Genomic DNA, 15358 nt, shown 5'->3' with positions numbered 1-15358 from the left:
TTGGATGCGAAAAGCGCAAATGCGCACCATCGAAGACACCTGGCGATATCTCGGCTCACTCGTCCAGACCATCGGTCCAGACGAGTGCACCAATTATCTCGTCAATGCTGGATATGCTTCAAACAAAACATGAAGCGCTCTAAGGTAGTTCCCTCTCCCCGCGAGCGGGGAGAGGGTTAGCGTGAGGGGCTCTTCGCAAAACCTAACCGAGGTGCTTTGCTACATTCACTTCGCCGGCATTTCAAAGCCTTCCAGATACGGCCCAAGCTCCGGATCGACATCGACCTTTACCACATTGTTGTAGACCGCCGTGGCGATCATGATGCCAGCGAAAGCCACGAGATTGGCGAGTGTTGGTTCGTCGTAACGCGCCTTCAACCGATCCCACAGTTTTTCGGGCACGGCATTGGAATCCCTGACGATGGCCTTGCCGAAATCGATCAGCAGCGCCTCGTCCTCCGTGGGTACGATGGTTTCCGGCGTCAGGCCGGCGCTGATCAGCGCCCGGCGGAAGAAGCCGACCGGGATGATCGAGCGGCTTTCCACCGAAATGGCATGACAGAAAAGCCAGACGGCGCGGTCGTCCAGCGCCGGGCGCAGCTCCTCGCGCAGGGTGAACCATTCGGCATAGATGCGGTGTGCCACCGGCGAGTGCAGCAGCGTCCGCTTCATATTGGTCATGCGGCCGCGTAGCTGTACTTCGCGATCATGTTCGGCGCGGACGGCGTTAGAGGCGGTGTCGTAATCGATCGGCGTGATATGGCTCATCGGCTTCTATCTTTCACTGTGCCGCTTCGGAAACCGGTGGGAAAAAGCGGTTCTGCGGGCGCGGCAGGCCGAGATGCTCGCGCAAGGTCGTGCCCTCGTATTCGCGCCGGAAAATGCCGCGGCGCTGCAGTTCCGGAACGACGCGCGTGGTCACATCCTGCAGGCCCTGCGGCAGGAAGGGGAAGACGACGTTGAAGCCGTCCGAGCCCTCCTCGTGCAGCCATTGCTCCATCTCGTCGGCGATCGTCTGCGGCGTGCCGACGAAGGCGAGGCCGGCATAGCCGCCGAGGCGCTGGGCAAGCTGGCGCACCGTCAGCTTTTCCGCTTCGGCCAGCGCAATGACGCGCTCCCTGCCGCTCTTGCTGGCATTGGTTTCCGGGATTTCCGGCAGTGGACCGTCGGGTTCGAAGCTGGACGCATCATGACCGAGTGCGATCGACAGGGAGGCGATGGCGCTGTCGTAATGGACGAGGCTATCGAGCTTGGCACGTTTGGCCTTCGCCTCCTCAACGGTATCGCCGACGACGATGAAGGCGGCGGGAAGGATCTTCAGGTGATCCGGGTTGCGGCCGATCGCTTTCATCCGGCCCTTGATGTCGGCGAAGACCGCCTTGCCGTCTGCGAGATTGCGAGGGGCGGCGAAGACCGCCTCGGCCGTTTCGGCGGCAAGCTGGCGTCCGGCATCCGATTGCCCGGCCTGGACGATGACCGGCCAACCCTGCGGCGGGCGAGCAATATTGAGCGGCCCGCGCACGCTCAACTCTTCGCCCTTGTGGGCAAGCACATGCATTCTTTCCGGGTCGAAGAAGATGCCGCTTTCGGCATCGCGGAGGAAAGCGTCGTCGGCGAAGCTGTCCCAGAGGCCGGTAACGACATCGTAGAACTCGCGGGCGCGGTGATAGCGCTCGCCGTGCTCCATATGCTCTTCAAGGCCGAAATTCAGCGCGGCGTCCGGATTGGATGTGGTGACGATATTCCAGCCGGCGCGACCGCCGCTGATATGGTCGAGAGAGGCGAAACGGCGGGCGATATGGTACGGCTGGTCGAAAGTGGTGGATGCCGTGGCGACGAGGCCGATCTTTTCGGTGACTGCCGCAAGTGCCGAGAGCAGTGTGAAAGGCTCGAACGAAGTCACGGTCTGGCTGCGCTTCAACGTCTCGATGGGCATGTTCAGCACGGCAAGATGATCCGCCATGAAGAAGGCGTCGAATTTCGCCTGTTCTAGTGCCTGCGCGAAACTTTTGATGTGCTTGAAGTTGAAATTCGCATCCGGATAGGAACCGGGATAGCGCCACGCGCCGGTATGCAGGCTGACAGGGCGCATGAAGGCCCCAAGCTTCAATTGCTTCTGTTCACTCACGGGTCCATCCCTCTCGGATATCACTGGTTCATGGCGGCATGCACAGGCAACCGCCGGCGAGAATATCCCTTTCGACGTAGGAGCGTTATCGGCCCATTCAAAGAGCCGATTTCATTTATTTGATCGGTTCCACGGAATATTCATCCAGCGCCGCTTTCCACCTCTGTTTGTCGGGCAAAAACCCTGACGAGCCAGTCGATGAAGACACGCACGCGAGGGGAAAGCTGGCGACTTCTGGGATAGAGCATCGAGACGGGTGTCTTCGTTGGCGGAAAGTCCTTGAGGACGTGAACCAGTTCGCCGGATTTCAGGGGGCGCTCGCGCGGCACCTGAATCGGGCCCAGGCTCTCGGTCACGTAGAGTTCGACTCCGGATAGGTCTCCAGGAAAGACGGCAGTTCGGCAGTACGAAATGGGGGCCAGCGTGCCATGCACATCGACGCGCAGCAGGCCTTTCGGTTTGGTCCCGGTAAAAGCACCCTCGGCATCTTCAATATCGGATAGAATGCGCAGACAGCGCTGGCAATAGCCCTCGCCATCCAGCGTCGGGCTGACATGCCGCGTCGTTCGTTGCAACAGGCGCACGCCAAGCCGCGCCTCCAGCTGTTTAAGGGCATCCGTCACCGTGGAGCGCGGCAGACCGATGTCTTCGGCGGCCAGCGTGAAGCTGCAGTGTTCCACGAGGCGGGAAAATACCCGCAGGGCACCGAATCTGTCCATTTTTTGTTGTTCGCTAATTTCGGATAGTGATGTCAAGTAATGGCTGATTATCCGCCGCATGAAAAGGGGCATCTTCCTCTCATCGAAACGCGCTGCGGCGCAATCACAGCGAAGGATGAAGACAATGACCAACAATTCCAACAAAGTAGCTATTGTTACCGGTGCGTCCCGTGGTATCGGCGCCGCCATTGCAGAACGCCTCGCAAAGGACGGCTTCACCGTCGTCATCAATTACTCAGGCAGCGAAGCCGCGGCCGAGGAGCTGGCACACAAGATCGAAGAAAAGGGTGGCAAGGCGCTGACCGCCAAGGCAGATGTTTCTGATGCCGAAGCCGTGCGCCGCATGTTCGATGCAGCCGAAGCCGCTTTTGGTGGCGTTGACGTCCTGGTCAACAATGCCGGCATCATGCAGCTCGCCAAGATCGCCGATGCCGACGACGGCCATTTCGACCGTCACATGGCCATCAATCTGAAGGGCACTTTCAATACCCTGCGCGAAGCCGGCAAGCGCCTGCGCGACGGCGGCCGGATCATCAACTTGTCCACCAGCATCGTCGGGCTCAAGCTTGAGACTTATGGCGTCTACGCCGCTACCAAGGCCGCCGTCGAAACGCTGACCGGCATCATGTCCAAGGAAATGCGCGGCCGCTCGATCACGGTCAACGCCGTCGCTCCGGGCCCGACGGCCACCGACCTCTTCCTCAACGGCAAGAGCGGCGAGCTAATCGATCGCATGGCCAAGATGAACCCGCTGGAACGCCTGGGCACGCCCGAAGACATCGCCGCTGCCGTCGCCTTTCTCGCGGGCCCCGACGGCAGCTGGATCAACGGCCAGACGTTGCGTGCCAATGGCGGCATGATCTGAGCCCTTTCAAGTGGCGGCGGGGCAATATCCCTCGCCACCAGCCCATACCGACCTGAATGCATTTCATCCGACCGCAACACAGCCACTTTGAAAAGGACACGATCATGAGCAAGCAAGTTATCGTCATCACCGGTGCATCGAGCGGCTTCGGTGCTCTCACTGCGCGCGCGCTCGCCAAGGCCGGCCACACTGTTTACGCCAGCATGCGCGAAACGGAAGGCCGCAACGCACCGCAGGTGGCTGAGGTCGTCGCCTTCGCAAGGGAGAACGGCGTGGACCTCAAGGCTGTCGAACTCGACGTCGCCTCGGACGCCTCGGTCGAAGCCGGCATCGCCAAGGTTATCGAGCAGGAAGGCCATATCGACGTCATCATCCACAATGCCGGTCATATGTCGTTCGGCCCGGCGGAGGCCTTCACTCCGGAACAGTTTGCCCAGCTCTACGATATCAACGTGCTGAGCACCCAGCGCGTCAATCGTGCAGCACTTCCCCATCTTCGCAAGGAGGGCAAGGGCCTGGTGGTCTGGGTTTCGTCTTCCAGCACCCGCGGCGGCACGCCGCCGTACCTTTCGCCCTATTTCGCCGCCAAGGCCGCCATGGATTCGCTTGCCGTCTCATACGCTTCCGAACTGACGCGCTGGGGCATCGAAACCGCCATCATCGTACCAGGCGCCTTCACCAAGGGGACCAACCACTTTGCCCATTCCGGCTCGCCCGCCGACAAGGCGCGTGCTGCCGAATATGACAATGGTCCCTATGCAGGCGTTCCGGACCAAGCACTGAAGGGCCTGGCTTCGCTGGAGCCTGCCGACGCCGATGCCGCCGCGGTAGCCGTCGCCATCGTCGATGTCGTCAACATGCCTTTCGGCACGCGTCCGTTCCGCGCCCATATCGATCCGTCCGAAGACGGCGCGGAAATCGTCAACGGCGTTGCCGATCGCGTTCGCGCCGAACTTTTCCGGCGTATCGGCCTGGAAGATCTGCTGAAGCCGCATGTGAAGGGTTGAACCGATCGTCGTGCCACACCATCTCAAAAGTTCAAATCGCCGCTTCTGTGTCACAGGAGCGGCGATCGTTTGTTTTCGATTGGCCTATTTGCGTTGTGCAGCGTTCCAAGGTCGCCTATTTCGTATTAAAGCGAATCTATTCTGGGGTCGGAGATATCCATGAACGACAAGGACATTGGCGAAATCGCCTCCTGGCTCATGCAGAGCGGCCTCAAGGGCGTGGGGGAAGCCGATATCCTGGCGGGATTCTGCGACGCATGCCGCCAGCGCGGGCTCAATGTCGATCGCGCCATGGCGCTGATGGATACGCTGCATCCGGTCTATGAAGGTCGTGCTTTCCGCTGGGACGGCAACCAGGTGATCGAACGCGAGTTCGAATATGGCCCGTCGCATCAGGGGATCGCCGCCGAGAACTGGTTGCGTTCCTCTTTTTATCATTTGCTGACGACCGGCGGGGACGAGGTGCGCCGCCGCATCGGTTTTGGCGACCCAATCGATTTCTTCGGGCTCGATACGCTGAAAAATGATGGTCATACCGACTACCTCGCTATGGTGCACCGATTTGAAGAAGGCGGCACCATCGGCGAGATGGACTGTTTCTATTCGCATTTCAGCACCGCTGCCGAAGCGGGTTTCCTTGACGAGGACCTGCGCGTGCTGCGCAAGCTCGCACCGGCCCTTGCGCTGGCGATCAAATGCACCGGCATGGGACGCATTACCCGAACCATCGCCGAGGTTTATCTGGGCGAAGATGCCGCCCGGCATGTTCTCGAGGGCAAGATCACCCGCGGTAAGGCCGAGCGTATCTCGGCGGCGTTGTGGTTTTCCGATCTTGCCAATTATACCCGTATTTCCGACACGGCCGAGCCGGACGAAATCATTCCGATGCTGAATGCTTATGCCGACGCGGTGATTTCCTCGATCCACGAGGCCGGCGGCAACGTGCTGAAACTGATTGGCGACGGCACGCTGGCGATCTTCAAGGCCCGCGATTCGGGTGACGCCTGCGCTGCGGCGCTGATGGCGGAATCGCTGCTGCGCCAGCGGCTGCGTGATCTCAATGCCCAACGGCAGATTGAGGGCAGGCCTGTGACCGACGTCTATCTCGGCCTGCATATCGGCGATGTCTTCTATGGCAATATCGGCAGCGTGGATCGCTTGGACTTCACAGTCATCGGTCCGGCCGTCAACGAGGTTAGCCGTATAGCCTCCATGTGCCGTTCGGCCGACCGCAACATCCTGATGTCGTCGAATTTCGTTGAGGCGCTGTCATCCAGCCAGAGCAACGACCTCGTCTCCGTCGGCCGCTACGCGTTGCGCGGCGTCAACCGGCCGCAGGAACTGTTCACCCTGCTGTCGTCGGCGGCTTGACGGCTTTCACCGGCGCCCTGCCGTAAACATCGGGCCGCCTTTGTGTGGCGGGAAACCGTAGCCGTTGATCATCACCAGATCGATATCGCTAGCGCGAGCGGCGATGCCCTCAGCCAGGAGCGCATCGCCCTCATCGGCCATGGCCTTCAGCAAGCGGGTGACGATTTCGTCTGCGGTGAAGCTCTTCGGCGTAATGCTTTTTTCGGCACGGGCGGTTTCGATCATGGCCGTGACTTCCGGGTCGACGGTGCGCTTGCCATCGGGATAGGCATACCAGCCGCGCCCGGCCTTTTGACCGAAGCGGCCGGCTTCGCACAGGCGATCGGCGATGACGACATAGCGGGCGGCCGGATCGCGCGTTGCCGCCTGGCGTTTGCGTCGCGCCCAGGCAATTTCGAGTCCGGCCATGTCGTAGACCGCAAAGAGGCCCATCGGGAAGCCGTAGGCCTCCAGTGCCGCATCGATCTCATGCGGCAGCGCGCCGTCCTCCACCATGAATTCGGCCTCACGGCGATAGGCGGAGAAAATGCGATTGCCGATGAAGCCCTCGGTGACGCCGCAGACGACGGGTAGTTTCCCGAGGCGCTTGGCGAAGGCGAGGGCACTTGCCAGCACATCCGGCGCCGTCTTTTCGCAATTCACGACTTCCAGCAGCCGCATGATGTTGGCGGGCGAGAAGAAGTGCAAGCCAACGATCCGGTCGGGATGAGCGGTTGCGGTGGCGATGGCATTCGGATCGAGGTAGCTGGTATTAGTCGCAAGGATGGCGTCGGCGCGAACAATGTCGTCGAGGCGCTGGAACAGCTCGGTCTTGACGGTCAGATCATCGAAGATGGCTTCGATGACGAGATCGGCTTGCGCCAGCCCTTGTGCATCGGCGGCGACCACTAATCGGCTCAGGCGATCATCCCGGCCTGCCATGTCGAGGCGGCCGGATTGCACTGCTTTGTTGAGGATGCCGGTTATCCGCTCACGGCCGTTATCGGCGGCTTCCTGGGTCTGCTCGATGCAGATGACGCGATAACCGGCGTTCAACGCAGCCACCGCGATGCCGGAGCCCATGAGGCCTGTGCCGACGATGCCGACAGTTTCGATCTTGCGCGGCGCGATCATTTCCAGGCCTTCGACCCTGCCGGCGGTTCGCTCTGCGAAGAAGACGTGGCGCAGTGCTGCTGCCTCTTCGCTGTCGCGGAGCTCGACGAAGGTGCGGCGTTCTTCGGCTAGCCCTTCTGCAACAGAGGCCGTTGCGGCGAGGCGAACGAGACGGACGGCTTCGGCGGGCGCGCGCTGACCACGCGCCTTGCGAAAGGCTTCGGCGGCCGCCTTGTCGATCGCTTCCGTAGGTTCCGGCGGGACGGACAGCGTGCCAGTGCGCTGCAAGGGGAGACCTGTTGCGCTCTTGGCACTAGCAATCGCGGCATCGATCAGCGGGTTTTCGGTCAGGTTGTCGATGATACCGAACTCGTGTGCTTCCTTGGCCGACACGATGCGTCCGTTAGAAATCAGTTCGATGGCAGCGATGGTGCCGACCAGACGCGGCAGGCGCTGCGTGCCGCCGGCGCCGGGAACGATGCCGAGCTTGACTTCCGGCAGGCCGATTTTCGCTGAGGGAACGGCATCGCGCTTATGGCAGGCAAGCGCCACTTCCAGGCCGCCACCCAGGGCAACACCGTTAATGGCTGCGACGACGGGCTTGGAGAAATCCTCGATGCGGGCAATGACTTGCGGCAGCAGTGGCTCGATGGGAGGCTTGCCGAATTCCTTGATGTCGGCGCCACCGATGAAGGCATTGCCGGCCCCTGTCAACACAAGGGCAACGATCGCGCTGTCCTTCCCCGCGTGATCCACCGCCGCCATCAGACCGGCGCGGACATCGGCCGAGAGCGCATTGACGGGCGGATTGTCGATGGTGACGACGAGGACGCCATCGGTCAGCGTCGCCGAAATGCTATCCGAAAAGCGCAATGCCGACATGGCCAGCTCATCCTATTCCGGAATGACGGCGGTCGCCTGGATCTCGATCTTGGCGCGATCCTCGACGAGGGCGACGACCTGCACGGCGGCCATGGCCGGGAAATGCCGGCCGATGATCTCTCGGTAGACCTGGCCGATACCCTTCAGATTGTCCAGGTATTCCTTCTTGTCAGTGAAGTACCAGGTCATCGAAGTGATGTGCTGCGGCTTGGCCCCGCCTTCGGCGAGGATGGCGACGACGTTCTTCAGCGTCTGGCGCACCTGCTCGACGAAATCGTCGCTTTCGAATTCGCAGGCGGCGTTCCAGCCGACCTGGCCGCCAACGAACACCATGCGGCCGGTGGCCGCCATGCCGTTGGCGTATCCGATCGGCTTGGCCCAGCCTTCAGGTTGCAGGATGGTGTGCATCGGTCGTCTCCAGATGATGGGTCAGTGCGGCGCGGATATCATCCGGCCATGCAAGCGATTGATGAGTGTCGAGGGACGTGGAAACGACACGATGGCGGGCGGTCCACAGGACCTGGCCATTCGCCGAAACCTGATGTTCCAGATCGAGCGAGGAACGGCCTACACCGCGCACCGCCAGCACGAATTCAAGCTCGTCGCCCTGGAAGCCAGGCCGCACGAAGGTGACGTCGAGCCGCACGGTCGGCACGCCGATGCGGCGGTCGTTGAACAGCGCCTTCCAGGGGAAGCCCAGCGAAGCGAAATAATCCTCCAGCACCCCGACAAGGATGTTCATATAGGACGGAAAGTAAGCGATCCCCGAGGGATCGCAGTCTCCAAAACGCAACGGTCTGGTGGTTTTGAACGCCACGGCGGGCCTCAGTTCGAAAAAGCGGCGATGCCGGTAATGGCGCGGCCGAGGATGAGGGCGTGAATGTCGTGGGTGCCTTCGTAAGTGTTGACGACCTCGAGATTGACGAGATGGCGGGCGATGCCGAACTCGTCCGAAATGCCGTTGCCGCCGAGCATGTCGCGGGCGGCACGGGCGATATCCAGTGCCTTGCCGCAGCTGTTGCGCTTCAGGATCGAGGTCAGCTCCACCGGCGGATGACCCTCTTCCTTCATGCGGCCGAGGCGCAGGCAGCCCTGCAGGCCGAGCGTAATCTCGGTCACCATGTCGGCGAGCTTCTTCTGGATGAGCTGGTTGGCCGCGAGCGGCCGGCCAAACTGTTTGCGATCAAGCACATATTGCCGCGCTTTGGCATAGCAATCCTCGGCCGCGCCCAAGGCACCCCAGGCAATGCCGAAGCGGGCCGAGTTGAGGCAGGTGAACGGACCCTTCAAGCCGGAAACGTTCGGCAGCAGGTTTTCCTCCGGCACGAACACATTATCCATGACGACTTCGCCGGTTATGGAGGCGCGCAGGCCGACTTTGCCGTGGATCGCGGGGGCGGACAGGCCCTTCCAGCCCTTTTCCAGGATGAAGCCTCTGATAACGCCGTCTTCGGTTTTGGCCCAGACGACGAAGACGTCGGCGATCGGCGCATTAGAGATCCAGGTCTTGGCGCCGGTCAGGCTGTAGCCGCCATCGACCTTCTTGGCGCGGGTTACCATCGAGCCAGGGTCGGAGCCATGGTTCGGCTCGGTCAGGCCAAAGCAACCGATCCATTCGCCGGTCGCAAGCTTCGGCAGGTATTTCTGCTTCTGCGCCTCGGAGCCGAAGGCATCGATCGGCACCATGACGAGCGAGGACTGCACGCTCATCATCGAGCGATAGCCGCTGTCGACGCGTTCGACTTCGCGGGCAATCAGGCCGTAGGCGACATAACCGAGGCCAGCGCCGCCATACTGCGGAGAAATCGTCGAGCCGAGCAAGCCGAGCTCACCCATTTCGCGGAAGATCGTCGGATCTGTCTTCTCATGGCGGAAGGCTTCGAGCACGCGTGGTGCGAGCTTCTCCTGCGCATAGGCGTAAGCCGTGTCCAGCACCATGCGTTCGTCATCGGTCAACTGCTCCGTCAGGTGGAACGGATCGGCCCAATCGAAAATCTCGCGGCTCATGCTCGTATCTCCCATCAACTTGTCTTCAGAAGTTCGCGCGCGACGATAAGTTTCTGAACCTCCGTCGCACCCTCGTAGATGCGAAGCGCGCGTATCTCCCGATAGAGTTTTTCCGCTATTTCGCCTGTCTTGACGCCACGCCCGCCGAAAAGCTGGACAGCGCGGTCGATGACGGCTTGCGCGGTTTCCGTGGCCGTCATCTTGGCCATGGCCGCCTCACGCGTCGTCGGCAGGTGCTGCACGTCGCGACGCCAGGCCGCCCGATAGGTGAGCAAGGCGGCTGCGTCGATGCCGGTCGCCATATCGCCGAGGGCGGCCTGCGTCAACTGAAGGTCGCCGAGTGTCGCGCCGAACATTGGCCGCGTACGAACGTGCGCCAACGACTCGTCCAGCGCCCGCCGGGCAAAGCCAAGGCTTGCGGCGGCGACGGAGGCGCGGAAAATATCGAGCGTGCGCATGGCGATCTTGAAGCCTTCGCCCGGCGCACCAAGTCGGCGCGACGCGGGAATGCGGCAATTCTCGAAGCGGATCGTCGCCAGCGGATGCGGCGCGATTACCTCGATGCGTTCGGCGATCGAGAAACCCGGATCATCGGCGAAGATAACGAAGGCGGAAATACCGCGCGTGCCCGGCGCCTCGCCGCTGCGGGCAAAGACGGTGTAGACGTCGGCGATCCCGCCATTGGAAATCCAGGTCTTTTCACCGTCGAGGACATAGTGATCGCGATCGGCGCGGGCCGCGCAGCTCATCGCCGCGACATCCGAGCCCGCGTCCTTTTCCGACAGCGCGAAAGCGGAAAGCCAGTTGCCGGCACGCACTTTCGGCAACACGGCGGCACGCAGCTCGGCCGAGCCGGAAAGTCCGATCGCGCCGGTGCCGAGGCCCTGCATGGCGAAGGCGAAATCGGCGAGGCCGTCATGCCAGGCGAGCGTTTCGCGTGCGAGGCAGACAAGACGGGAATCGATCAGCGGTTCGCTATCCGAGGTTCCTGTGGCAGCGGCGAGGAGGTTGGCATCGCCAAGCGCCTTGACGAGCTTGCGGCAGGCGCCGTCGACATCACCATGGTCGATATCGGCCATGGCGGAGGACTTGGCAAAAGCGTCCACGTCAGCCACGAATTTCCGGTGGCGTTCGTCGAAGAACGGCCAGTCCAGATGATCCCGAGTCGTACCGGGGAGGCTGGTTTTCGCGGACATCGCCTCAGTTCCCTTGGAATTCAGGCTTGCGCTTGGCGGCGAAGGCCTCGAAGGCGCGACGGAAATCCTGGGTCGCCATGCAGACGGCCTGGGCCTGCGCCTCGGATTCAATCATTTCGTCGATGCCCATCGCCCATTCCTGGTTCAGCATGGTCTTGGTCATACCATGCGCGAACCATGGTCCATCGGCCAGCGAACGGGCGAGCTTGACGGCTTCCTGCTCCAGATCGGCGCTGGCATGCAGGCTATTGTAGAAACCCCAGGCATGGCCTTCGGCCGATGTCATCGAACGGCCGGTGAAGAGCAGTTCGGCGGCGCGGCCCTGGCCGATGATGCGGGGCAGGATGCCGCAAGCGCCCATATCGGCGCCGGCAAGACCGACGCGGGTGAACAGGAAGGCGGTCTTCGCTTCCGGCGTTGCCAGACGCATGTCGGAGGCCATCGCGAGAATGGCGCCGGCGCCCGCGCAGATACCGTCGACAGCGGATATGATCGGCTGCGGGCATTTGCGCATGGCCTTCACCAGATCGCCGGTCATGCGGGTGAAGGCGAGAAGCTCGGGCATTGCCATACGGGTCAGCGGTTCGATGATCTCGAAGACATCGCCGCCGGAAGAGAAATTGCCGCCAGCCCCCGTCAGCACCATGGCGCGAACATCCGATGCGTAGGCAAGGTCGCGGAAGAGATCACGCAGTTCGGCATAGCTGTCGAACGTCAGCGGATTCTTACGTTCTGGCCGGTTCAGCCGGATCGTGGCCACGCGGCCGTCATCGCTGACTTCCCAGAGGAAATGCTGCGGCCTGTAGTCCTTGAAGGGCTTGAGATGGCCCTGCATCGTCATATCCCGATCGCTCATCCCGCTAAAACCTCCCCACCGGCAACCGCGATTGCCTGTCCATTGATCGATGCCGCCGCCGGCGACGCCAGCCACAAAACGGTGTCGGCAACCTCCTCGGGTTTGACGAGCCGTCCCTGCGGATTGGATTTGGTGAATTCCGATAGCGCCTGCTCTGCGGTGCGTCCCGTCTTGGCGACGATCGTCGCAATCGAGCGTTCGATGATCGGCGTATCGGTGAAACCGGGGCAGACAGCGTTGACCGTAATGCCAGTCTTTGCCAGTTCCAGCGCCAGCGAGCGCGTCAGGCCGACGACGCCATGTTTGGCCGCGACATAGGCGGAAACATAGCCGTAGCCGGTGAGCCCCGCCGTCGAGGCGATGTTGATGATGCGCGCTCCGGCGCCATAGGCTTTGAGATTAGGCAGTGCGGCTTGCGTCACCAAGAAAACACCGGTGAGATCGACCGTCAGGACGCGGTTCCACATGTCCAGACTGGTCTTCTCAAAGGGTGCGCTCGGTGCTTCGCCGGCGTTGTTGATGAGAATATCGACAGGGCCGAATTTCTCACGGGCAACGCGCAGGCCGTTCGCGATCGCGTCCGCATTGGTGACGTCGAAATCGCCAACGACGACGGCATTTGCGCCAATTTCGGCAGCCACCGCCTCCAGCGGTTCTCTTCTCCGCCCAGCCAGCGTCACGCGTGCACCCTCGACAGCGAGCGCCTGCGCAATCGCGGCCCCGATGCCGCTGCCGGCGCCGGTGACGAGGGCGTGACGGCCCGCGAGTTTGCCGGTCGTCGTCATTGGCTCCTCACTTCGCAGGCGCGGTGGCGGCCGCGCGGGCAAGATTGGTTTCGTATTGCAGCTTGCCGGAGAGATATTGCTTCGGCCAGGGGATCGAGGTCAGGCCGATCTTGGCGGCTTCGTGCAGCGACCAGGCCGGGTCGGCCAGATGCGGGCGGGCAACAGCGCAAAGATCGGCGCGGCCGGCGGCGATGATCGAATTGGCATGGTCGGCCTCCGAGATCGCACCGACAGCGATGGTCGGAATGCCGATCTCATTGCGGATCTTGTCGGAGAATGGCGTCTGGAACAGGCGGCCATAGATCGGCTTTTCCTCCTTCGACACCTGGCCGGATGAGCAGTCGATCAGGTCCGCGCCGGCATCCTTGAACATGCCAGCAAAGATGGCCGCATCCTCCGGCGTGTTGCCGCCATCGGTCCAGTCATGGCAGGAAAGGCGCACGGACATGGGCTTGTCCTCCGGCCAGATCGCACGCATGGCTCGGAAGATTTCGAGGGGGTAACGGGCGCGGTTTTCGTGGCTGCCGCCGTATTCATCCTCTCGCAGATTGGTGAGCGGCGACAGGAAGCTCGACAGGAGATAGCCGTGGGCGCAATGCAGCTCCAGCCAGTCGGCGCCGGTCGAGATTGCGAGTTCCGTCGCGCGGACGAAATCGGCCTTGACGCGATCCATATCGGCGCGGTCCATGGCCTTCGGAATCTGACTGTTCTTGAGATAGCGGACGGCGGAGGCTGAGATCAGCGGCCATTCGCCTTCGGCAACCGGCTGATCGATGCCCTCCCAAGCAACCTTTGTCGCCCCCTTGCGGCCGGCATGACCGAGCTGGACGCCGACCTTGGCAGCGCTGTTCGTATGCACGAAATCGACAAGCCGCCTCCACTGTGCCGCCTGTTCTTCGTTCCAAAGGCCGAGGCAGCCGGGGGTGATGCGGGCATCCGGCGTGACGCAGGTCATCTCCGCAAAGACCAGGCCGGCGCCGCCGAGCGCGCGCGAACCGAGATGGATGATGTGGAAATCGTTCATCACGCCGTTTTCCGCCGAATACATCGCCATCGGCGAGACGACGATGCGGTTTACGAGCGTCACGTCGCGCAGTTGATAGGGCGTGAACATCGGCGGCAGGCAGCGGTCGTTGCCGACTGCAAGGCCTGATTTCTTGGCGAACCACCGCTCGTAGCCCTCGAGCCAGTTCTTGTCACGCAGGCGCAGGTTTTCGTGGCTGATGCGCTGCGAACGGGTCAGCATCGAATACATGAACTGCTCGGGCTCCAGCGTATCGGCATAACGCCGCCCGACCACTTCGAACCATTCCATGGCGTTGCGCGCCGCATTCTGGATGCGGGCGACGTCGACGCGGCGGATCTCCTCGTAGGTCTCGAGAACAGCCGGAATCTTCTCCTTGCTGTGCCCGTGAATCTGGAATTGCCGCGTCAGTTCGATGGCGTCGTCAATAGCGAGCTTGGTGCCGGAGCCGATGGCGAAATGAGCGGTGTGGGCGGCGTCGCCCATCAGCACGACATGCGAATTGCCGTTGAAATGGCTCCATTTGCCGCAGATCAGCCGGTTGAAATTCAGCCAGGCCGAGCCCCGGAGATGGCGGGCATTGGTCATCAGCGAAGCGCCCTCGAGCACTTCCGAGAACAGGTTCTCGCAGAAGGCGATCGAGCCGTCCTGGTCCATCTTGTCGAGACCATGGGCAAGGTAAGCTTCCTCGGTCGTTTCGACGATGAAGGTGGAGGTCTTGTCGTCGAACTTGTAGATATGCGCCTGGAACCAGCCGTGTTCGCTCTTGCGGAAATCGAAGGTGAAGGCGTCGTAGAGCTTGTTGGTGCCGAGCCAGATATAACGGTTCGGCCGCGTGATCATGTCCGGCTGGAAGACGTCGGGATAGTGGTTGCGAATGCGTGAGTTCAGGCCATCCGAGCCGATAATCAGATCCGCGTCCGGAAAATCGAGATCGGACATGACATCGGTTTCGAAAATCAGTTCGACGCCCAGGGCCTCGCAGCGCTTCTGCAGGATATTCAAGAGCTTCTTGCGGCCAATGCCAACGAAGCCGTGACCGGAGGTGCGTTGGCGCGTGCCCTTGAACCAGACTTCGATATCATCCCAATGGTTGAAGGCATCCTCGATTTCGGCTGCACTTTCCGGATCCCATTGGCGCATCGACACCATGGTGGCATCGGAGAAGACTACGCCCCAGCCGAAGGTGTCATAGGGGCGGTTGCGCTCGACGACCTTGATGGAATGCTCGGGATGCAGCTTCTTCATCAGAAGCCCGAAATAGAGCCCCGCGGGTCCGCCGCCGATGCAGACGATTTTCATCGCTTATCCCTCCTGTGACACCAAAGTGGGGGTCACTCGAATTATTTAAGTTTAAAATATCTTGTCGCTGCCGTTCGTCAAGAGTTGTCTTGCGGAAGTCTCCGCGCGAAAAACGATCCCGATG

13 protein-coding genes and 2 pseudogenes are annotated in these 15358 nt (G+C 61.7%); 4 read left to right on the top strand and 11 right to left on the bottom strand.

Translation table 11 applies throughout. The annotated features are described in order from the left end of the window. A pseudogene (locus PY649_RS17840) lies at window positions 1-133 on the top strand (IS630 family transposase); the annotation flags it as partial. A gap of 92 nt (window positions 134-225) precedes the next feature. Here the strand turns inward: PY649_RS17840 and PY649_RS17835 are convergent. From PY649_RS17835 to PY649_RS17825, 3 genes and pseudogenes are all read right to left on the bottom strand, one after another. Continuing rightward, window positions 226-768, bottom strand: coding sequence for a carboxymuconolactone decarboxylase family protein (locus PY649_RS17835; protein ID WP_285869928.1), 543 nt, complete (start codon window positions 766-768; stop codon window positions 226-228). Window positions 769-781: 13 nt separating this feature from the next. Beyond that, the gene (locus PY649_RS17830) at window positions 782-2128 is read right to left on the bottom strand and encodes an LLM class flavin-dependent oxidoreductase (RefSeq protein ID WP_285869927.1); all 1347 of its coding nucleotides are present in this window, start codon (window positions 2126-2128) and stop codon (window positions 782-784) included. Window positions 2129-2268: 140 nt separating this feature from the next. Then, window positions 2269-2847 (bottom strand): annotated as a pseudogene (locus tag PY649_RS17825) (LysR family transcriptional regulator). Window positions 2848-2971: 124 nt separating this feature from the next. Here PY649_RS17825 and PY649_RS17820 point away from each other — a divergent pair. The 3 genes from PY649_RS17820 to PY649_RS17810 all read left to right on the top strand — a co-directional run bounded on the left by PY649_RS17820 (window position 2972) and on the right by PY649_RS17810 (window position 6090). Continuing rightward, a complete protein-coding gene (locus PY649_RS17820) occupies window positions 2972-3712 on the top strand; it encodes an SDR family oxidoreductase (protein WP_285869924.1) in 741 nt (246 codons plus the stop codon). Between the two features lie 104 nt (window positions 3713-3816). After that, the gene (locus PY649_RS17815; protein ID WP_285869923.1) at window positions 3817-4719 is read left to right on the top strand and encodes an SDR family oxidoreductase; all 903 of its coding nucleotides are present in this window, start codon (window positions 3817-3819) and stop codon (window positions 4717-4719) included. A gap of 159 nt (window positions 4720-4878) precedes the next feature. Further along, window positions 4879-6090, top strand: coding sequence for an adenylate/guanylate cyclase domain-containing protein (locus tag PY649_RS17810; RefSeq protein WP_285869922.1), 1212 nt, complete (start codon window positions 4879-4881; stop codon window positions 6088-6090). Window positions 6091-6096: 6 nt separating this feature from the next. Here the strand turns inward: PY649_RS17810 and PY649_RS17805 are convergent, their stop codons facing one another. Genes PY649_RS17805 through PY649_RS17770 form a run of 8 tightly spaced genes read right to left on the bottom strand, consistent with a single transcriptional unit; the run spans window position 6097 to window position 15234 of the window. Next, entirely contained in the window at window positions 6097-8064 is a 1968-nt protein-coding gene (locus PY649_RS17805; protein WP_285869921.1) for a 3-hydroxyacyl-CoA dehydrogenase NAD-binding domain-containing protein, read from the bottom strand. 12 nt (window positions 8065-8076) lie between these two features. Next, a complete protein-coding gene (locus PY649_RS17800; protein ID WP_285869920.1) occupies window positions 8077-8472 on the bottom strand; it encodes a RidA family protein in 396 nt (131 codons plus the stop codon). After that, on the bottom strand, window positions 8450-8881 hold the full coding sequence (locus tag PY649_RS17795; protein WP_285869919.1) for an acyl-CoA thioesterase: 432 nt from the start codon (window positions 8879-8881) through the stop codon (window positions 8450-8452). Before PY649_RS17795 ends, PY649_RS17800 begins: the two co-directional genes overlap by 23 nt. A gap of 8 nt (window positions 8882-8889) precedes the next feature. Further along, the gene (locus tag PY649_RS17790) at window positions 8890-10071 is read right to left on the bottom strand and encodes an acyl-CoA dehydrogenase (RefSeq protein ID WP_285869918.1); all 1182 of its coding nucleotides are present in this window, start codon (window positions 10069-10071) and stop codon (window positions 8890-8892) included. A 14-nt stretch (window positions 10072-10085) separates the two neighbouring features. Beyond that, on the bottom strand, window positions 10086-11267 hold the full coding sequence (locus PY649_RS17785) for an acyl-CoA dehydrogenase family protein (RefSeq protein WP_285869917.1): 1182 nt from the start codon (window positions 11265-11267) through the stop codon (window positions 10086-10088). A gap of 4 nt (window positions 11268-11271) precedes the next feature. Continuing rightward, complete coding sequence (locus tag PY649_RS17780; protein ID WP_285869916.1) at window positions 11272-12123, bottom strand: enoyl-CoA hydratase family protein; 852 nt, start codon at window positions 12121-12123, stop codon at window positions 11272-11274. Next, complete coding sequence (locus tag PY649_RS17775) at window positions 12120-12908, bottom strand: SDR family NAD(P)-dependent oxidoreductase (RefSeq protein ID WP_285869915.1); 789 nt, start codon at window positions 12906-12908, stop codon at window positions 12120-12122. The genes PY649_RS17780 and PY649_RS17775 overlap by 4 nt, the downstream gene beginning before the upstream one ends. A 7-nt stretch (window positions 12909-12915) precedes the next feature. After that, a complete protein-coding gene (locus PY649_RS17770) occupies window positions 12916-15234 on the bottom strand; it encodes a bifunctional salicylyl-CoA 5-hydroxylase/oxidoreductase (protein ID WP_285869914.1) in 2319 nt (772 codons plus the stop codon). Window positions 15235-15358: the final 124 nt, after the last annotated feature.

The sequence above is a fragment of the Rhizobium mayense genome, assembly GCF_030272705.1.
Classification (GTDB): Bacteria; Pseudomonadota; Alphaproteobacteria; order Rhizobiales; family Rhizobiaceae; genus Rhizobium; species Rhizobium mayense.
The sequence above is the reverse complement of the archived record's forward strand: the minus strand, read 5'-3'. Positions and strand labels throughout refer to the sequence as shown.

What these genes read in the sequence shown, in the direction of transcription:
- PY649_RS17835 (WP_285869928.1), bottom strand. Translation starts at nt 768, where the DNA reads ATGAGCCATATCACGCCGATCGATTACGACACCGCCTCTAACGCCGTC.
- PY649_RS17820 (WP_285869924.1), top strand. Translation starts at nt 2,972, where the DNA reads ATGACCAACAATTCCAACAAAGTAGCTATTGTTACCGGTGCGTCCCGT.
- PY649_RS17815 (WP_285869923.1), top strand. Translation starts at nt 3,817, where the DNA reads ATGAGCAAGCAAGTTATCGTCATCACCGGTGCATCGAGCGGCTTCGGT.
- PY649_RS17810 (WP_285869922.1), top strand. Translation starts at nt 4,879, where the DNA reads ATGAACGACAAGGACATTGGCGAAATCGCCTCCTGGCTCATGCAGAGC.
- PY649_RS17805 (WP_285869921.1), bottom strand. Translation starts at nt 8,064, where the DNA reads ATGTCGGCATTGCGCTTTTCGGATAGCATTTCGGCGACGCTGACCGAT.
- PY649_RS17800 (WP_285869920.1), bottom strand. Translation starts at nt 8,472, where the DNA reads ATGCACACCATCCTGCAACCTGAAGGCTGGGCCAAGCCGATCGGATAC.
- PY649_RS17790 (WP_285869918.1), bottom strand. Translation starts at nt 10,071, where the DNA reads ATGAGCCGCGAGATTTTCGATTGGGCCGATCCGTTCCACCTGACGGAG.
- PY649_RS17785 (WP_285869917.1), bottom strand. Translation starts at nt 11,267, where the DNA reads ATGTCCGCGAAAACCAGCCTCCCCGGTACGACTCGGGATCATCTGGAC.
- PY649_RS17780 (WP_285869916.1), bottom strand. Translation starts at nt 12,123, where the DNA reads ATGAGCGATCGGGATATGACGATGCAGGGCCATCTCAAGCCCTTCAAG.
- PY649_RS17775 (WP_285869915.1), bottom strand. Translation starts at nt 12,908, where the DNA reads ATGACGACGACCGGCAAACTCGCGGGCCGTCACGCCCTCGTCACCGGC.
- PY649_RS17770 (WP_285869914.1), bottom strand. Translation starts at nt 15,234, where the DNA reads ATGAAAATCGTCTGCATCGGCGGCGGACCCGCGGGGCTCTATTTCGGG.